Source organism: Polaromonas sp. (assembly GCF_039932935.1).
In the GTDB taxonomy this organism is placed as follows: domain Bacteria; phylum Pseudomonadota; class Gammaproteobacteria; order Burkholderiales; family Burkholderiaceae_C; genus Polaromonas.
Map to the genome: position 1 here is coordinate 1 of NZ_JBDTPB010000042.1, position 17,852 is coordinate 17,852.

17 protein-coding genes are annotated in these 17,852 nt (G+C 59.7%); 5 read left to right on the forward strand and 12 right to left on the reverse strand.

Annotation, left to right across the window (positions count from 1 at the left end):
- Positions 1–1,472: HAMP domain-containing protein (locus ABI546_RS07565; protein WP_348045667.1), on the reverse strand; the 1,472-nt coding region annotated here is incomplete at its 3' end.
- A gap of 281 nt (positions 1,473–1,753) precedes the next feature.
- Here ABI546_RS07565 and ABI546_RS07570 point away from each other — a divergent pair.
- Positions 1,754–2,476, forward strand: coding sequence for a hypothetical protein (locus tag ABI546_RS07570; RefSeq protein ID WP_348045668.1), 723 nt, complete (start codon positions 1,754–1,756; stop codon positions 2,474–2,476).
- 104 nt (positions 2,477–2,580) lie between these two features.
- Positions 2,581–3,486 (forward strand): hypothetical protein, encoded by a 906-nt coding sequence (locus ABI546_RS07575; protein ID WP_348045670.1) that lies wholly within the window; start codon positions 2,581–2,583, stop codon positions 3,484–3,486.
- 2 nt (positions 3,487–3,488) lie between these two features.
- On the opposite strand, the gene ABI546_RS07580 is transcribed toward ABI546_RS07575, so the two are convergent.
- Complete coding sequence (locus tag ABI546_RS07580; protein WP_348045672.1) at positions 3,489–3,701, reverse strand: hypothetical protein; 213 nt, start codon at positions 3,699–3,701, stop codon at positions 3,489–3,491.
- A gap of 372 nt (positions 3,702–4,073) precedes the next feature.
- A complete protein-coding gene (locus tag ABI546_RS07585) occupies positions 4,074–4,490 on the reverse strand; it encodes a response regulator (RefSeq protein ID WP_348045724.1) in 417 nt (138 codons plus the stop codon).
- Between the two features lie 319 nt (positions 4,491–4,809).
- On the opposite strand from ABI546_RS07585, the gene ABI546_RS07590 reads away from it, so the two are divergent.
- Together ABI546_RS07590 and ABI546_RS07595 are read left to right on the forward strand one after the other, a co-directional pair.
- On the forward strand, positions 4,810–5,079 hold the full coding sequence (locus ABI546_RS07590; RefSeq protein WP_348045674.1) for a hypothetical protein: 270 nt from the start codon (positions 4,810–4,812) through the stop codon (positions 5,077–5,079).
- Between the two features lie 93 nt (positions 5,080–5,172).
- The gene (locus tag ABI546_RS07595; RefSeq protein WP_348045676.1) at positions 5,173–7,347 is read left to right on the forward strand and encodes a catalase; all 2,175 of its coding nucleotides are present in this window, start codon (positions 5,173–5,175) and stop codon (positions 7,345–7,347) included.
- Positions 7,348–7,372: 25 nt separating this feature from the next.
- Here the strand turns inward: ABI546_RS07595 and ABI546_RS07600 are convergent, their stop codons facing one another.
- The 3 genes from ABI546_RS07600 to ABI546_RS07610 form a co-directional block, all read right to left on the reverse strand.
- Positions 7,373–9,949, reverse strand: a complete 2,577-nt coding sequence (locus ABI546_RS07600; protein ID WP_348045678.1) for a penicillin acylase family protein — start codon at positions 9,947–9,949, stop codon at positions 7,373–7,375.
- Positions 9,950–10,029: 80 nt separating this feature from the next.
- Positions 10,030–10,962: an adenylate/guanylate cyclase domain-containing protein gene (locus tag ABI546_RS07605; protein ID WP_348045680.1), complete on the reverse strand. Its 933-nt coding sequence runs from the start codon at positions 10,960–10,962 to the stop codon at positions 10,030–10,032.
- Between the two features lie 133 nt (positions 10,963–11,095).
- A complete protein-coding gene (locus ABI546_RS07610; RefSeq protein ID WP_348045682.1) occupies positions 11,096–12,523 on the reverse strand; it encodes an aldehyde dehydrogenase family protein in 1,428 nt (475 codons plus the stop codon).
- A 302-nt stretch (positions 12,524–12,825) separates the two neighbouring features.
- Here ABI546_RS07610 and ABI546_RS07615 point away from each other — a divergent pair, with 302 nt between their 5' ends.
- A complete protein-coding gene (locus ABI546_RS07615) occupies positions 12,826–13,167 on the forward strand; it encodes a hypothetical protein (RefSeq protein WP_348045684.1) in 342 nt (113 codons plus the stop codon).
- A gap of 146 nt (positions 13,168–13,313) precedes the next feature.
- On the opposite strand, the gene ABI546_RS07620 is transcribed toward ABI546_RS07615, so the two are convergent.
- The 6 genes from ABI546_RS07620 to ABI546_RS07645 all read right to left on the reverse strand — a co-directional run bounded on the left by ABI546_RS07620 (position 13,314) and on the right by ABI546_RS07645 (position 17,750).
- Positions 13,314–14,258, reverse strand: coding sequence for an LD-carboxypeptidase (locus tag ABI546_RS07620; protein WP_348045686.1), 945 nt, complete (start codon positions 14,256–14,258; stop codon positions 13,314–13,316).
- Between the two features lie 83 nt (positions 14,259–14,341).
- Positions 14,342–15,745, reverse strand: coding sequence for a tRNA adenosine(34) deaminase TadA (gene tadA / locus ABI546_RS07625; RefSeq protein WP_348045688.1), 1,404 nt, complete (start codon positions 15,743–15,745; stop codon positions 14,342–14,344).
- 63 nt (positions 15,746–15,808) lie between these two features.
- Positions 15,809–16,036, reverse strand: coding sequence for a hypothetical protein (locus ABI546_RS07630; protein WP_348045690.1), 228 nt, complete (start codon positions 16,034–16,036; stop codon positions 15,809–15,811).
- 1 nt (position 16,037) lies between these two features.
- Positions 16,038–16,676: an FMN-binding negative transcriptional regulator gene (locus tag ABI546_RS07635; RefSeq protein WP_348045692.1), complete on the reverse strand. Its 639-nt coding sequence runs from the start codon at positions 16,674–16,676 to the stop codon at positions 16,038–16,040.
- Between the two features lie 249 nt (positions 16,677–16,925).
- Positions 16,926–17,513, reverse strand: coding sequence for a 2'-5' RNA ligase family protein (locus tag ABI546_RS07640; protein ID WP_348045694.1), 588 nt, complete (start codon positions 17,511–17,513; stop codon positions 16,926–16,928).
- Between the two features lie 87 nt (positions 17,514–17,600).
- Positions 17,601–17,750 carry a hypothetical protein gene (locus ABI546_RS07645; RefSeq protein WP_348045696.1) on the reverse strand — a complete coding sequence of 50 codons (150 nt, stop codon included), beginning with the start codon at positions 17,748–17,750 and terminating at the stop codon, positions 17,601–17,603.
- Positions 17,751–17,852: the final 102 nt, after the last annotated feature.

The following is a 17,852-nucleotide window of genomic DNA, read 5'->3' on the forward strand; positions in this document are numbered from 1 at the left end:
GTCACCTCGGCAATGTTGCGCACCTGTGCCGTCAGGTTCGAGCCCATGGAGTTGACCGAGTCCGTCAAATCCTTCCACGTTCCGGCCACCCCCTGCACGTCCGCCTGCCCGCCGAGGTTGCCTTCCGTGCCGACCTCTCGCGCCACCCGCGTCACTTCCGACGCAAAGGACCGCAGCTGGTCCACCATGGTGTTGATGGTGTTCTTGAGTTCGAGAATCTCGCCCTTGACCTCCACCGTGATCTTCTTGGACAGGTCACCGGCGGCTACCGCCGTCGTCACCTCGGCAATGTTGCGCACCTGTGCCGTCAGGTTCGAGCCCATGGAGTTGACCGAGTCCGTCAAATCCTTCCACGTTCCGGCCACCCCCTGCACGTCCGCCTGCCCGCCGAGGTTGCCTTCCGTGCCGACCTCTCGCGCCACCCGCGTCACTTCCGACGCAAAGGACCGCAGCTGGTCCACCATGGTGTTGATGGTGTTCTTGAGTTCGAGAATCTCGCCCTTGACCTCCACCGTGATTTTCTTGGACAGGTCGCCAGCAGCCACCGCCGTAGTCACCTCGGCAATGTTGCGCACCTGCGCCGTCAGGTTCGAGCCCATGGAGTTGACCGAATCGGTCAAGTCTTTCCAGGTGCCGGCCACGCCCTGTACATCGGCCTGGCCGCCCAGCTTGCCTTCGGTACCCACCTCGCGCGCCACACGGGTTACCTCGGCAGAGAACGTACCCAATTGCTCCACCATTTTGTTGATGATCATGGCGGTACGGAGAAACTCGCCTTCTAGCGCCCTGCCCTCGGCCTCCAGGGCCATGCTCTTGGAAAGGTCCCCTTGCGCCACGGCGCCGATCACGCGGGCGACCTCACTGGTAGGGTGCACCAGGTCCGCAATCAGGGAGTTGATGGACTCGGCGGAATCGCGCCAGAACCCGCTGGCATCAGGCACAAATGCCCGCTCCTTCAATCGGCCTTCTTTTCCGACCACCCGGCTAAGCCGCTCAAGTTCGCGCGACATGCGGACATTTTCGGAAACCACCTCGTTAAATGCGTCCGCGACTTTTCCTGGAACTCCTGTCCAGTCCAGCGGCAAAGAGGCGTGTACATCGCCTTTTTTGAGATCAATCAGCGAGCCGAGAATAACTTTGGTTTGATCCGCCGTGATATCGGCTTCATCCAGAACCGTATTAATAGCGACCGCATTTTCAAGCCAGAAGCCCGACAGCTTTTCCTCCGGCAAGCGACGGCTTGCGCGAGCCGCAGCGCGGGACTTCGAGGCCAAACCTTTGCATCGGCTGCTGGTCACTGCCGTCATGGCAGACAACTGATTGAATTCGGCCGCTATCTTTCCATGGATGCCTTCCCATTCCGTGGGGAGTGTGACACCCAGCTCACCCCGCCGGAGGGCGCTCATGGATTTGAGAATGGATTTAAGTTCGGTATCGCGCTCTAACACCGACAGTTTGGCCAATGCCTCCATGTCATTCATCCTGTATTGAAGGTAACGTTTTGTATAAACGGTGCAGAGATTACCCGTGAACATCCAGAATGACAATAAATGCGGGGCACTATTTCGCGTCCGTATTTTCAATTTGAGGCGCGTTCGTCACACTTCATAATTTGTAGGTTTTGACCTACGCGGATGGCCTTGCCAACGTTGTATATTTTCAGGTTACGTGTTGAAAATATCGCGGCAAAATGTATTCAACAGATGAGGTCCTGCAGCGCCTGCAGGTTTGTAAAAATCCCGGCAGCACCACCATGAATGCTCAATTACACGACACATCAGGGCAAGAAATCGCCATCGAAAGTTGCGTGACGGAAGCTGCGCAGTACGCGCTTTTACGGCGGCTTGCGCCGGTCATTCGCCACAACATGGCGGGGACACTGCAGCCCATCGCGATGGTTGCGGCCATGCTTGAAAGGCGACTGCAAAAAGCGGATGCGGATATGGACGCCCTGTTGAGAAACGCCCGCGACATCATTGCACTGTCCAAAGAGGCTGCGGCCTCCTGTATTGACCTGATGGGCTGGCTGGCTCCCCGGGAAACCCGCTCCATCCAGGCTAGCGAGGGCATCACGGAATGCCTGGGCATGGTGGCAACCCAGCTTTCGTTCAAGGGTTTTTCCATCGCCGACCACAGCAGCGAAACGGGTGCCGAAATATCTCAATCGGCGTCGCGCAATGTTTTGACTGCAGCGCTCCTCGCGTTGACCGACGTGGCTGCACCGAGCGTGCTGCGCATAGAGACAGAATTCACCCAGGACTTTTTTTCAGTGCGGGTCTCTCTGGGGGAGCTGACTCCCCCCACTTCGACGCGGCCACCCGAAAGCTCGCCCTACCGACGGCTTGAATGGAAAGACGTGGAAGCACTGGCGGCGCGGGAATCCGTGCGGCTGATGCATACGGACAAACAGGTTGAACTGTTTTTTGCTGCATCTATGACTTCTGCCAAGCAGGTGGCGGAAACCGCGCAGGCTTGAGCGGGCCTGCGCGGTTTCGGCTCTTCTTCCACCTTGCGCCGACGGCATGTAGGACGATGGAGTTTGTGGCTTCACGGCCTGTTTTGCGCTGGCACACTGGGGTCATGAGGAATATCCCACGTTTGATGGTTGCCTGCTGCCTGGCGGTCGGCGCCTGCCTTTCATCGACTGGCGCGCAAGCGCAGCAGCTCTCCGCAGCCCCCATAGAAGGTAACGCCGCCACGCTGCTCGAAAAACATGCCGCATTGGCGGAGCAGTTGTCGCAGAACGCCTATCGCAGGCCGCTGGTGCTTCAGTCTTCCGAAAACGCCAACACGGTAAACGGAAGTGCTTACGCCGTTTTAAATTCGCCCTTCCCCACAGTGAGCGCCGCATTCAAGAGTCCCGACCGCTGGTGTGAAATGCTGATGCTTCATATCAACACCAAATACTGCCGTGCCAGCGCGGACAGCAGCCCCAGCACCTTGAAGATGAACATTGGGAAAAAGACGGAGCAGCCGCTTGAAGATGCCTTTGCCCTGCAATTCACCTATCGGCTCGCCGCCAGCGCTTCAGACTATCTGGGAGTGCAGCTCAATGCGGACAAGGGTCCTCTTGGAACCAGCAACTACCGGATCGAATTGCAGGCGGTTGCATTGCCCGGAGGCAAGACTTTTATTCACTTGGGCTACTCGTACGGTTATGGCGTTACCAGCCGACTGGCCATGCAGGGCTATCTTGCCACCGTTGGCAATGGCAAGGTGGGATTTACCCAAATTCGGCAAGGCGAGAATGTTTCATACGTGAGCGGTATGCGGGGTGCAGTGGAGCGCAATACCATGCGTTATTACCTTGCCATAGAGTCTTACCTTGCTGCGGTGGACAAGCCTGCGCCACAGCAGCTTGAGGCGCGGATGCTCCACTGGTTTGACGCCACGGAACAGTACGCCCGGCAGCTTCATGAATTAGACAAAGCCACCTATCTCACCATGAAGAGGGCCGAATACAAAAGGCAACAGGCCGCGCTGTAGCGCTAGTGAGTCTGGCGACTGACGGGTGAAACCGCTTGGGGTGGAACGTTAGTCGCAGGTTCGCGGATCGGCAGCGTTGGCTCCGGTGGCGGCGGATCGGTCACCTCGGGCGGAAAGCCGGGCGCGGGTGGAACGACCAGTGGCGGCACCTCGTTGGGCACATAAATATCCGGAGCACCTGGACTGGGTTGGGGAACGGGAACGTGAAGTTGCATGGGTATTCCAGAATTTTGCATGATGGTTTAGCGTCGTTGCGCCCAACCGAGCCGTCTGCGCAACTGCGACCGCACAAGGACCATGGCCACCGCACCAGCGGCCGCGGCGAGCAAGGCCGACTGGCACGGCCGCGCAGCAACCTGCTGACAAAGAGAGTTAATCAGCGAAGATTCTTCTGAAGGTCTGGCCACTCTTACATTCCGTGCATCTGGCTGCAAACTGCCTGCCTCGAGGCCTTGCTCGGCAAGCACGACCTCCTCTGCTGACGGGAAAATGTCTTCGGACAAACTGCGGCTTCCCCTACCCGGAAGTTGACTGACGGGAACTGGGGCCGAGACGGTAGGGAATGCGCTCATGGTGTTCCTCTGGGCTCACGCCCGTTGAAGGCTGGATTCGTCATTGGCGACCGTATCCAGCTTCTCGCTCTGGCTCACGCAGTAGGCAAGCAGGCAATCGATTTCAGTGGATTTATCGAATACAGCATCCACACCCAGTTCGGCACAACGCTTGCGCATTTCCGGGGTTGCATAGTTGCTAAAGACGACTATTTTCTGAAGCGGCCGACGTGCCCGGCAAGCTTCCAGGACGCCAAGACCGCTTCCTTTTTTAAGGAATAGATCGACGATGGCAAGGTCCCATCGGCCGTCATTGTTTATCAGCCACTCAGCTCCTTGCTGTTCAGTGTCCGAAGCACCGACAGTTTCAACCGGCGCGAGTTCCTCCAGCGTGCTGATCAGGTTCTCACGGATGGTCGGGTTGTCTTCTACAACATAGGTTCTCATTTTCAGCACGGTCATCGGTGTGTCCCCGTCTGCAACTGATGGGCCTGGATATCTGTCATTCCGCCAATTTATGCGAAGCCTTGCGCGTTTTCTGCCGGAAGGGTGAGCATGCCTGTGTAGGAGAAAAGGCCAGAGCTCACGCGGCAACAACGCGACCGCCGCCCCTGCCGGTAAGTCATGTCTTACGTGAGGAGAAGAAAGGCCTTACAGGGTGCACCGCTATCTGGCTACTGAATTTGTCGCGACGGGATCGTATCGTCTACCCACAGGCAGCGACTCGAACCGGGCACTGCCAAAAGCGGCCTCAACAACGGAGACATTAATCATGAAGCTCATGGGCGGACTACTGGCAGGCATGGCGGCAGGGTTGCTCACCGCCTGGCGAATTCATGCAAGCCCGCGAGACATTGATCTGGTTCATGCCTTCCTCACCACGCTCATCTGCGCTGCCGGACTGTTCCTTTTGTCGATGCTGCTTCCCGACAACCTTGCCGACGCACTTCAGAAGTTGATGGGCTGGTGTTTGGCAGGCACCGCCGCCGCCCTCGCCTTGCTGGCTTGCGTGAAGGGTCTGGAAGGCTTGCTCGACACCTGAGGACGACCCCGTCCGTCGCCCGCCGTTCTGCAACGAGATGCCAAGGCGCTCGTTTTCACCCTGACGCTACCGTTTTGACAAGAAAGATTCTTCATGCCGCCATCCAAGCGCAACGTTGTTAACCCTGGCCGAAATACGGACGGTGCCAAAGACAAAAAGTCCCAGCTTGAAAGCTTCTCTGCCGGCAGCGCTGCCACCCTGACCACCAACCAGGGGCTTCAGATTGCGGACAATCACAATTCGCTGAAGGCGGGTGAGCGTGGCCCGACGCTCCTGGAAGACTTTATCCTTCGCGAAAAAATTGCCCATTTTGACCACGAGCGCGTCCCTGAGCGCGCGGTCAGCGCACGCGGTTCGGCCGCCCACGGCTACTTCAAGCCCTACAAGTCCATGGTGCAGTACACCAGCGCCGCTTTTTTGCAAGATCCGGATGTGGAAACGCCGGTGTTTGTGCGGTTCTCCACAATGACAGGTGCCCGCGGTTCCGCCGACACCGTGCGCGATACCCGTGGGTTCGCCGTGAAGTTCTACACCTCGGAAGGCAATTACGACTTGGTCGGCAACAACATGCCTGTCTTTTTTATTCAGGATGCAATGAAGTTTCCGGATCTGATCCATGCCATCAGGCCTGAACCGCACCACGGAATGCCTCAGGCAACCAGCGCTCACGACACTTTCTGGGATTTTGTTTCGCTGATGCCCGAAACCACCCACATGCTGATGTGGACCATGTCAGACCGCGCGATACCGCGCAGCTTTCGCATGATGGAGGGTTTTGGCGTCCATGCTTTCCGCTTTATCAACGCCCGCGGTGATTCGCATTTTGTGAAATTTCACTGGAAGCCCAAGCTGGGTGTTCATGGACTGGCGTGGGACGAAGCGCAAAAAATCGCCGGCAAGGATGCAGATTTTCACCGCCGTGATCTGTGGGAAGCCATTGAAAGCGGCCAATTTCCCGAGTGGGAGCTGGGCGTGCAGATCGTGGACGAAGGCAAGGAGGATGAGCTTGGATTCGACATTCTGGATCCGACCAAGCTGATTCCGGAAGAGCAGGTGCCTGTGCAACCGATCGGCAAGCTCGTGTTGAACCGCAACCCCGACAACTTCTTCGCCGAGACCGAACAAGTGGCATTTCACCCGGGCCATCTGGTGCCCGGCATTGATTTTTCCAACGATCCGTTACTGCAGGGCCGGCTTTTCTCTTACACCCACCCCCAGGTGTCGCGCCTGGGCGGTAGCAATTTTCACGAGATACCGATCAACCGGCCCGTCTGCCCGATGCACAATTTCCAGCGGGACGGCGCGAGCCGCCAGGCCATCAACAAGGGCCGTGTGGCTTATGAGCCCAATACCCTGGCCAATGGCGCGGAGTTCAGGGTGGACGGCGGAGCACAGGGTTTTCAATCGCACCTTGAACCGATCGGCTCATCCAAGGCCCGGCACCGCAGCCCTTCATTCGACGACCATTTTTCCCAGGCAGCGCTGTTCTGGAACAGCCAGAGCGCGGTGGAAAAAGACCATATCGTTTCAGCATTCCGGTTTGAGCTTTCGAAAGTGGAGGTGTCCGAGATCCGTCAGCGCGTGGTCGATAACCTGGCCCATGTGGATCTGAAGCTGGCCGCCCGCGTGGCCGCCCCGCTGGGCATCAACCCGCCGGACCCGAAGGCCGCATCAGGCAGGCTGGGCTTTCGCGATTACCGCATCACCAGCAAGATTGAGGAGGACCCGGCGTTGCGCATGGTGGGGCGCCCCGGTGGCAACGTAAAAACCCGCAAGGTTGCGATCCTGGTGGCAGACGGCGTAGAGGCCGCAGCGCTCAAACGCATTCAGCAAGATCTTGTAGATGCCGGTGCCGTGTGCAAAATCGTCGCACCTCATCTTGGCACCATCAGCACTGCCTCGGGCCGCCAGCTTGCGGTAGACCACACTTTCGCCAACATGCCTTCGGTGATGTTTGACGCCGTGTTGATCCCCGGAGGAAACGACAGCGCAGGCACCCTTGCCACCATGGGCGAAGCGGTTCACTTCGTGCTGGAAGCCTACAAGCATTGCAAGACCATCTGTGCCATCAACGACGGCGTGCAATTGCTCAGCACGCTGGGCTTCAGTCTGGGCAAAGATTCCGAGGCGGTTCATGTGCCGACGCCCGGGGTTCTGATCGCCGATGCACGCAAGGTGCCCGAGGGACAGCTTTCGCAGGACTTCATAGCGGCCATCGCCCTGCATCGCCACTGGGACAGGGTGAACGTGGACGCCATCCCCGCTTAATCCCACTTAACCCCAGTGCCTCCGTTCAGGGAGTCAACGTCAGCTGATGGACGAACACAGGCGGGTTCATCTGCAATGGCCTGTATTGGACGGCGGCCCAACCGTCCGTCATGTCGCGGTAACGCCCGGAAAACACCAGTCCGCTCTGACCCGTCTGATAGATAAAGCGCGAGTTCTCCAGGTCAGCCAGGTCGTAGATCGCCCGCAGCGATGCGGCCTGCCGGTTGGCAAAAGGCAGGTCGTCACCGGTTGCCCAGTATTGCCCTACGTTGACCGTGAAGGTGTCCCCCCCAGTAGGCACCCGCACATCAAAAAACGGCTTGAGCCAAGACACATTCCCAAACGGTTTGTGTGCTGACAGCGCGGGGTGGGCCTTGCCCCAGGTCCAGCCTTCCACGTCTTTGCCATATGCCGCTTGCAGCCGGTCCAGGGCCCGGTTCAGCGCCGCAGTGGAAGGCGCCGCGCAGCCGTCCGCACCGCACCATCCGCTGTCGTTGCGCTCAAGAACGTCCTCCAGCGTGCTTCTGAAGTGGCGCTTGCCGTAGAGAGCCTTGAATGTGGGTTCACCCAGTTTTGCGCCAATGATGCCGCGGGCAAGCTCATCGGCCCAGGCGGCAAACACCAGCGGCGCCGTATCGTCGGCACGCATGGTTCCATCAAAACCCGCCATCTTGCGGCGAACCGCCTCTACAAGCGGATGCCCGGAAGGTTCTGACAGCGCTTTTTGCAGAAAAGGCAGCAACCTCAGCGTGGCCGCCGAACGCTGGTCGCCCTGAATGTGTTGCATGGACTCAGGGGTGTGCCGGGCCGTGGCGGCCAGCAACTGCTCGATGCGCTCGTACCGGTAGGGCACCGTCCAGTCCTGCCCGATGAAAAAGGGGTACGCAGGCGGGGTGATGCGCTGATTCGCGGTGGCCCACCAGCCTTTACCCTCGATCACTGAATGCCCTGCCTCAGGCGTTTGCGCATAGGGCAACCAGCCGGCCCAGTCGTAGCGCGAGTCCCATCCGGGTGACGGCGCAGTGCCGAGGATGTCGTTGTCAGGTTTTCGAAGCGGCACCTTGCCCACCGCCTTGAACGCGGTGCGGCCATGAATGTCCGCTGTCACCACGTTTTGCATCGGTGAGTGGTAGGCCGAAAATGCCGCAATCAACTCGTCCGCCGACTGCGCGCGGTTGGCGCGCAGCCCGGCCAGCACCGTCTGGTTGTCTGCATCCAATGCGCTCCATCGCAGTGCGACCACATATTTGCGCAAGTCCAGCAGATCTGCGTGGGGCTTCTGGACGTCGCTGAGCACGGGTCCGTGACGGCTTTCGCGCACATCGAGCACGACATCTGCCTGGTTTTTTACCTTGATCGTTTCGCTGTGGACCTTAAAACCGGCCCAAACCCTGTCGGTGTTTGCGCCGGGGGTGTCAGGCAGACGGTACTGCTGTGCATTGGCCGGATTGATCTGCTCCAGGTACAGGTCCTGTACGTCCGGCGCCGTATTGGTGAATCCCCAGGCGACCTTGCCCGTGTGGCCCATGACCACAAAGGGTAGCCCGGGCAATGTCGCGCCGATCACATCCAGCCCCGGCACGCGCTTGCCGTCAGCTCCTTGTCCTTCAGAAACTTGCAGCCGCGCAAAGTACCAGACCGCAGGTGCTGACAGCCCCAGGTGAGGATCATTGGCAAGCAAAGGTTTGCCCGTGCTGGTATGGGAGCCCGCTACCACCCAGTTGTTGGAACCCTTGCCCTCCACATCGCCGAGCGCCGAAGCCCAGTCATTGACCCCGGCGGCGACGGCAGCTACGTTATCGAGCGAATTTTCGTCATCAAATACGCCTCTAGCCCTTGACTGACGAGCGCCAGCAGCTATCTTTTTTGTAGCGACTGGGAGGTCAGACCGGTACACGCCCAAGTCCGAGTAGAGCTTGGCGAAATCCACTTTCGATGCGGGCTGTTCACCTGGATAAGGCGGAAACAACTGTTGGAGCTCATTGGTTTTCAGCACGCGCGCTGCCGACAGCCGCGCAAATTCGGTGCCCCAGTTGCCCCCCAGGTCCAGCGCCATCATCAACGACCATGCGACGCTGTCGACAGGAGACCAGACATTTCCCGACGGGCCACCGGGTTTGACCCCCAGAATATGAAATTCAGGCGACAGCGCTTGCGAAGAGCTCCGGTAAAAAGCGTTGACGCCATCGCTGTAAGCCTGCATGGCATCACGCCCCTCGGCTGGCAGGTTCTGCCATTGGCGCTCAGCCGCCTGCATGATGCCCAAGGTGCGCAGCAGCTTGTCGGTTTCAAGCGTGGCCGGGCCAAACACCTCGGACAGCTCGCCGTGCATCGCCCGCCGGTTGAACTCCAGCTGCCAGCCGCGCTCCTGGGCATGGACGTACCCCAGCGCAAACCAGGCATCATGCGGCGACTGCGCCTTGATGTGAGTTACATCCGCGGCGTCACGCGCAACCGTCACCTGGCCAAGCAAGCCAGGCGCCTGGAGTTCACCATCCTGGGCGGGAAAAGTCCGGTAGATATAGAGCCCCGCCACGGTTGCTGCAATCAGCAGCAGCGCCAGCAACGCGGCAGATAGTCGTTTGAGCCAGGCCAAAATCATGTCCCATCAGGTGATTGAAGCGGAACGGCCTAGGGCAACGAAGGCCGCCAGACCGTCCGGAGCCGAGAACTGGCCCGCCGCTATTTTGTTTGAAGCTGGACTTTGCCGTCGGCAAACTTGAAACTGACGGTAGGCACTGTGAAGTCTTCAAAGGGGGCGCCCAGCGCGATCTCACCCTCTTGCAGCAACACGCACTCTTGCCGGCGCAACGCTATGGCAGCGGTACTGTCGGAAAACCGCACCCAGGTGCCGTAACTGCTGACATCTTCAAGGTAGAACTTGCCAGCACGCCATTCGATCCTGGCGTGCCTGCGGGAGACCCGCGGGTCCTGCACCACGAATTGTGCGTCCTGGTCACGGCCCAGGAAAATCGGCAGTTCGCCCGACGCGAACTCGGTATTGATGTCCAGCCAGGACAACTCGATCGACGCCAGCGCCAAGGGCTGTGGGGCTGTGTGCATCGACAGACTGGCAGGAACGGTAAAGGATTCGGTCATGACCTCCGACTGCCATTCGATGCGGTGCACCAGGCAGGCTTCGCTGCGGCCACGGATATCCATGGAGCCGAGGTTTCGGGAGCGAACGAGCGTGTCGGCAGGAAGCTTGTCAATGACGGCTTCTGTCGCAAGGATCTGGTCTGGTCCGGACAAGTCACTCAGGCGAGAAGCCACATTGACCGCGTCGCCGAAACAGTCGCCGTCCTGCTCAACGATTTCACCGCGCGCCACGCCAAGCTGCAGCCGCATCTTGAGGTGCTCCGGCCAGTTGCGAATGCGGTCCCGGTGAACCCGCTGCAGTTCAGTCACGGCGTCAACGGCATCCGCATTGTCGGGAAACACCACCAGCACGCCGTCACCCATGTATTTCACGACATGGCCGCGATACGCCACACTGACCTTGCCTATCCACTGCGTCAGGCGTGTGATGGCCTGTGTTGCCTTGGCATTGCCCAGCGATTCAAAAACCCCTGTGCTTCCGGTGAGATCGGCAAAAACGACGGTGACTTCTGCCATGGTCCTATGTAACTGCTTGTATTGTTAGGGGCAATTAAAACATAAGCATCATGAAATCAAGCAGAAGCCAAGCAACAACGACCTCACTTGTAACGAATTTATTATTCAGCAAAGCTGGGTATTCGATTCGAACTCAAGCTGCGACAGGCTTGAGCTGAATGGCTTTGAACTCCAGGAATTCTTCAAAGCCATACACGCCGTTTTCCCGGCCGTTGCCCGATTGCTTGTAACCACCAAATGGCGCCTGACCGTTAAAGGGCCCGCCATTGATGTCCACCTGCCCGGTGCGCAAGCGGCGCGCCACTTTCAGGGCTCGCTCATCCGTGCCACCCCATACCGCACCACCCAACCCGTAGATGGTGCTGTTGGCAATTGCGACTGCCTCGTCTTCGCCCTGATAGGAAATCACCACCAGGACCGGTCCGAAAATCTCTTCCTGCGCCAGTGTGTCCGTTGCCTTGATTCCCAAAATGGTGGGCTGGACAAAGTAACCCTTGGCAATGGCAGGCGCCTCCGCGCCCCCGGCGATGACGTCCGCGCCTTCTTCAATGCCGGTGCGGATAAAACCCAGGACACGGTCGCGCTGTGCGGCGCTGACCAACGGTCCGAGTTTGCTGGTTTCCTCCAGGCTGGGGCCGACGCTGAATCGGGCGATGGCCGCCTGCGCCAGTGCCTTGGCTTCTTCATAGCGCCCTGCTGGTACCAGCATGCGGGTATGGGCCGAGCAGGTCTGGCCGCTGTTGAGCATGCAGGCCGACACCGTACCCTTTACCGCGGCCTCAAAATTGGCGTCGTCCAAAATGATGCTGGCCGATTTACCACCCAGCTCAAGCGCCACCCGTTTGACCGACTGGCTGGCCAGTTCGCTCACGCGTTTGCCCGCACGGGTAGAGCCGGTAAAGCTCAGCATGTCGACTTCGGGGTGTGTTGCCAGCACCTCCCCCACCACGGGGCCCACGCCATTGACCAGATTGAAAACCCCGGGCGGCAGGCCGGCCTCATGAATGATTTCAGCCAGGATCATGGCATTGACGGGTGCAATTTCGCTGGGCTTGAGCACCACCGTGCAGCCGGCCGCCATGGCCGGCGCAATCTTGAGCGTGATCTGGCTGAGCGGGAAATTCCAGGGCGTGATGCAACCGACCACCCCGATCGCTTCGCGTACGACCAGTGAATTGCCGACCTGCTTTTCCCACTCGAACTGCCGGGCCACCTTGGCAAAATTGCCCCAATGCCAGGCCGGCCCTCCCACCTGGACCGCGCGCGCCATCTTGAGCGGCATGCCCACCTCACGCGCAATGGCCAGTGCAAGGTCTTCGGTGCGGGCTTTGACGCCTGCGGCTATTTTGTCGAGGTAAGCGGCACGTGCCTCAACGGGCAATGCGGACCAGCTGTCAAATGCGGCGCGCGCCGCAAGCACAGCGGACTCTGCTTCGCCCACAGTCCCCATGGGCACCGTGGCCATCAATTCTTCCGTGCTCGAATCATGGACAGGAAGCGTTTCGGAAGACTGGGCATTGACCCATTGGCCATTGATGTAGTGCGCGGGGTAAGCGGTCATTTGGGTACTCATGTCGGGGTGCGGCTGGTCTAAAAGAAGAAATGTGGGGCTATGGGGACAGAGGGTGACTTTGGTTTACGGCCAAACTTCAATGTAAATCTAAAGATTTAAACACTGTTCAATTCAAGAATCGACTTGACATCTGGTTACTAACTCCTTGATTCATTTGTTGTTTTGCGTTAACCATTTCACACAAAACGTATTGCAAATGAACCGCTGCAGTCTTAATCTACCAGAACAAACCGTTCCGCGGGAACGCAAACCAATACCCCACGGATATCCGGTAGAAAGTTGTGAGACACATGCGCTGGTTGAAACCGAATCTGAAAAGCAGCTTCATGGCGTTGCTGGGCACGGGTGAAGTAACGCCGTCCATTCTTGAAGACCGCACCGAAGAAATCCGCCAGTTCATCCTTGATGAGCTGGGCGACTTCGGTGAAAAGCACTATCCCAAGATTACGCGCCGGGTACGCTATGCCCAGGATATCCAGGGCCTGTGGTACACCCGTGGCGACATCATGGCGGTGCTGGCGGCCATGCACGGCGAAACCGTTGCCCGTGACAAGGTCAGCCGTATCAGCGATAAATTCAACGGCATGTTGCCGCGCGGTCTGAGTTCCCGATCCAGCCCGCTTACCACTTGATTTCCGGCTCCCAGATTTTTTCGCTTTTTCTGTTTTCTTCCTGGCCTCCAAGGGCTTTTTAAAAACCAGCTTCGGCTGGTTTATTTTTTTGTGCGGCGCCGGCCCAGCGGCTCGCACTGCCCGGACACCCCTTTTTCAACGCCGCTTCAGTGCTGATGGCCCCAAAGCAAAAAGGCATCGCGGTTTTCCACCACCAGGGTGGTTTTGCAGCCTACCGGCAGCAGCACTTTCGTCGGCACATGGCCAAAAGGCAGACCGGTCAGCACGCGCGCCTTGACCTGGCCCTGTAGCCAGCCAATCACGGTGTCCAGCTTGAAGCCTCTGTCGTTCGGTGCCAGCGCGTAGTTGGTGAACTGGCCAAAAACAATCGCTTTTTGCTGCGCCAGAATGCCGGCTTGCAGCAATTGCGTGAGCATGCGCTCCACACGGTATGGATGCTCACCGACGTCTTCGACAAAGAGAATGCCGCCTTTGACGGCTGGCAGGTAGGGCGTTCCCACCAAGGCGGCCAGCATGGCGAGGTTACCGCCCCAGAATACCGCATCTTTTACAGAAAACCCGTCGGTAGCGCGCGCAGGTCCAGCGCGAGAAGCTATCAAATTCATAGCGAACTTAGGCAGTTGCCAGCCGGTGCCCTCGCCCTGCCCCGTGACCAGGTCGTCAAAGCAGGCTTCCATGATGTCGTCAGGTGCCTCCGCGCCAAAGTCGTCCAGCGAAGGGCCGGCCCAGGTCATCGCGCCGGTTTTTGCCAACAAGGCCATCTGAAACGCCGTGAAGTCGCTGAGGCCCACAAAACGCGTTCCTCCGGCAATGGCTTTGGCCACTGCCTTGTAGTTGATTTGCGGCAGGATGCGGGTCAGGCCGTAGCCGCCGCGCGAAATCAAGGCGATGTCGGCGCCGCTGGCGGCTGCGCGGTGGATGGCGGCGAGTCGGGTTTCGTCGTCGCCGGCAAAACGCTGGTGCTGGGCCAGTGCGTCGACATCGATTTCAACCTCATGCCCCTGGGACTCGAGGCGCTTTACGCCGCGCTTGAAAGCTGCTTTGTCGCGCACAGCGCTGGAGGGGGAATAGATGTAGATATGTTTTTTCACGGGTGCAAGTATCCCATCCCGCCGAGAGATCCGCCCTGCCCCGGCGGCTGAGCGCCGTCTTCCTGGGCATGCATTTGCGGGTTTCAGGCTCGCGGACTGAAAAAATCCACCGCCTGCTGTGCAACGGGCCCGCCATGCTCTTGCACAAAATGGCCGGCTTGCGGCAACACCAGAGGCTCGCCGCAGCCGCGAATCACGGCCTGCAATTGCTGCATGACAGGGGGGCCGTGCACCGGGTCTTGCGCTCCGACCACCATCGATGTCCGGCCCGTCCAGTCGTTTTGCCAGAAGGCACGCGCCTGGCGTGAAACGGCTGCGCCGTCGGCATCGGGTGAATCGGGCACCATCGGTGGAAAGGCGCGCAGCGCTGCGCGATGGCCTTTGTCCGGGAACGGCGCGTTGTAGGCGGCGCACTCCTCAAGGCTCATCTGCGGGTTGCCGCGGGCAAAGAGGCGGGCCACATCAAATTCGGGGTTCTTGGCGCACATCTCGCGCCAGGCGACAAAGCCTGCTGGCAACGGTGCATCGCCGGTACCCAGCGTGGTGTTCATGACGAGCAGGCCTTTGTAGCGTTGCGGCGCAGCCATCGGCAGCGTCAGGCCCAGCAGCCCGCCCCAGTCCTGCACCACCAGTACCACGTTCTGCAAATCCAGCCTTTCCACCAGCTCAAGCAAAATCTGCCGATGGGCGCTGAAGCAGTGAAAGCTTTCTTTCTTGGGCTTGTCGCTTCTGCCAAACCCGATCAGGTCAGGCGCCACGACGCGGTGTCCGGCCTCCAGCCACGGCGGGATCATCTTGCGGTAAAGATAGCTCCAGGCGGGGTTGCCGTGCAGGCATAAAAAGGTCAGGCCACCTTCTCCACCCTGGGTCCCGCCTCCGCCTTCGTCGAGGTAGTGCATGCGCAGCCCCAGCAACGCCGGCAAGTCGCTGACATAACGAGGCATCCAGGGATAGCTGGGTAGAGCATCAAATGCGGCGTCGGGCGTGCGCAGCGCATCGTCACGCAGCGGATGGGCCAGCCGCGAGGCTTCACGCTGCTCGTCCCTGCGCCGGCGAAAGAACGCCTGCAGCAGCTCACTGCATTCCGCAGCCAGAACCCCGCCCTGCAGGTGGGTCTGGTGGTTCAGCCGGGATTCGGCAAAAAGGTCAACCACCGAGCCGGCCGCGCCGGTCTTGGGGTCGGGCGCACCGAACACCACGCGTTTGAGCCGGGCATGCAGCATGGCGCCGCTGCACATGGCGCAGGGCTCCAGCGTGACAAACAGCTCGCAGTCGTCCAGCCGGTAGTTACCCAGCGCCTGCGCCGCCGCGCGCAACGCCGCAATTTCGGCGTGAGCCGTCGGGTCGTGCCCATCCACCGGCGCGTTGCGGCCTGTGGCAATGACTTCGCCGCGCCGTACCACGACGGCACCCACGGGCACTTCACCCGACGCGGCTGCCTGGCGGGCCTGCGCAAGCGCCTGCTCCATGAAGATGATGTCACTCATTTGCTATTATTTTTATAGCTGCTTGCGCTCACCCCTAAAGGGCTACAGCCTGTTTTTATGTAATTATTTGTCGTCCGGCAGCGGTCGGGGCTGTTGCATCATGCTTTCCACGGACTGCTTGACCTGCTGCTGCACTTGCCGGCTTTGTTCCTGCGGCGTGGCGCCACCCGGGGCCGCCGGCATGCCGGCCGCAGACGGACTGGCCACCTGGCTGCCCAGCTGCTTCTTGACCAGCAGGCCCACGGCCGCCAGCACGACCAACAAGCTCACGATACTGAAAACAGCGCGCATCTCAAACCTCCGGGAGTGAATTGACTGAGGCAGTCAGGCCGAGACGGTCCATCCAGCCGGCCAGAGCCCGCTCGTTGTCATTGCCGGCCGTATACATGGTTTTCATGGCCGCATGGGCCTCTGGCCGATGCTGGTTGATCTTGACTTTGCATTGCAGGTCAGTGACTTCCAGTTCGAACCCCACAATGCCGGCCAGCATTTTGTGGGCGAACTCTTCGCCCAGACCGCGCCACTGCTCGGCATAAGGCGGCTCATGGTCGCCGATCAGCTTTTTGAGCAGGCGGTCCTTGGCGAGGGGGTCTTCCACCAGCGTTGCCTTCACCGTACAGTGCACCGCGAGGTAGTTCCAGGTCGGCACGCGTGCCAGATCGGGATAAACCTTGGGCGAAAGATAAGCATGTGGCCCTAGGAAAGTGGCTACCGCCTGCGGGCGCGCTTGCAGGTAGCGCCAGTGCGGGTTGGGCTTGGCCACATGGCCCAGCAGCACGCGCTGATCGCCCCGCACCTCAAGATGTAGCGGCAAATGGGTCACATAGGGAAGACCGGCATCATCGATGCTGATCAGGCTCGCAAAAGGGTGTTCCTCAATCAGCGATTCCGCCTGCGCGCGGTCGCCTTTGAACTGGGGTGGCAGGTACATGACCTGAAGCATAGGCCAAAAGCCGCCCAAAAAAGCAGCCAATTCAGGGACCAGGGCCGGCAGCGCCTGCGCTGCCTGGAGCCTGGAGCCTGGCGCCAGCTTCTTCGCTACATGGCCCGTCGGGTCTGGCCTGCATGCCGGTTCGCGACTGGATTCCAACGCGGCAGCATCGCTGGAGCCCTTGGCATCCCACAAGCCCAACTCTTTTCACACGAAGGCTTATGCGGGCGACAGGACACCGACTGGCACCTATGGCATTAGCAGAGGCCAACGTCCCAGGGGAATGTGGCGACTCTGGCCGATCAGGCTGTGGACCAGGACAAATTCGCTGACCTTCCAGCCGATAGCGTCGATGGCCTGCGCGGCAACGGCTTTGTCGTCATAAAGCAGCGTCACGTGCGGGGTGTAGCCGGGTTTGGCCCAACGACCCAGGGGCGTCCTTTTAAGGGTACCGCCCAAGTTGCGCTGAAAATCCTCCAACGCGGCAAGTTGGTCGCCGCCGCGCAGCACCAGCGGGCGGTTGCGCGGCATGCTCGAAAAGCTGGCGACATGATCGAATGCGACCTCAAATGAAGCCGCAGTGAAGGAGGCCGCGGCGTCTTGCGCTATGGCCACAAGATCTCCCGGCAGTTCGGCATAGTCACCCAGGTGATGCAAGGTGACATGAAAACGCTCCGTTCTGAGCGGTTGGCCTTTCAGCTGATGCTTATCGCAGAGTTGCCTGGCCAGCTGGGCGATGCGAGCGGCGGCATCGTGTTCCGGAAAGAGCGCAAAGAAAAGCCGGTGCGTGAGCGGAGGTGGCTCAGCAAATCCGGGAAGCAGAGATTGGCTGGACATGGCACTGGACCTCACCACCGTAGGGGTCCATCACGGTGAACCAGCGCCGCAAACGCAATCACGGTTTGGCAATCGCAGACCAAGGCGTCATTTGGCATGGCAAGAGGCATGGACATCAACAAGCGGCCAGTTTAACCAAACCAGCACCGAGGCCAGCCCGTCGAGACATTTGACGCTCTTATGACCTTCGCCGGAGCCAAGTGATACGGCGGTGCCAGTCAGCGCAATGGTCGACATGGTTGCGACACCGCTGGCACGCTATAGTCGTGGCGGGTTCGCTCGACTCAGGCAACTTTCGTCAGCCTAGGGTCGCTTGCAAATATTTTCCGCAGAGTGGGC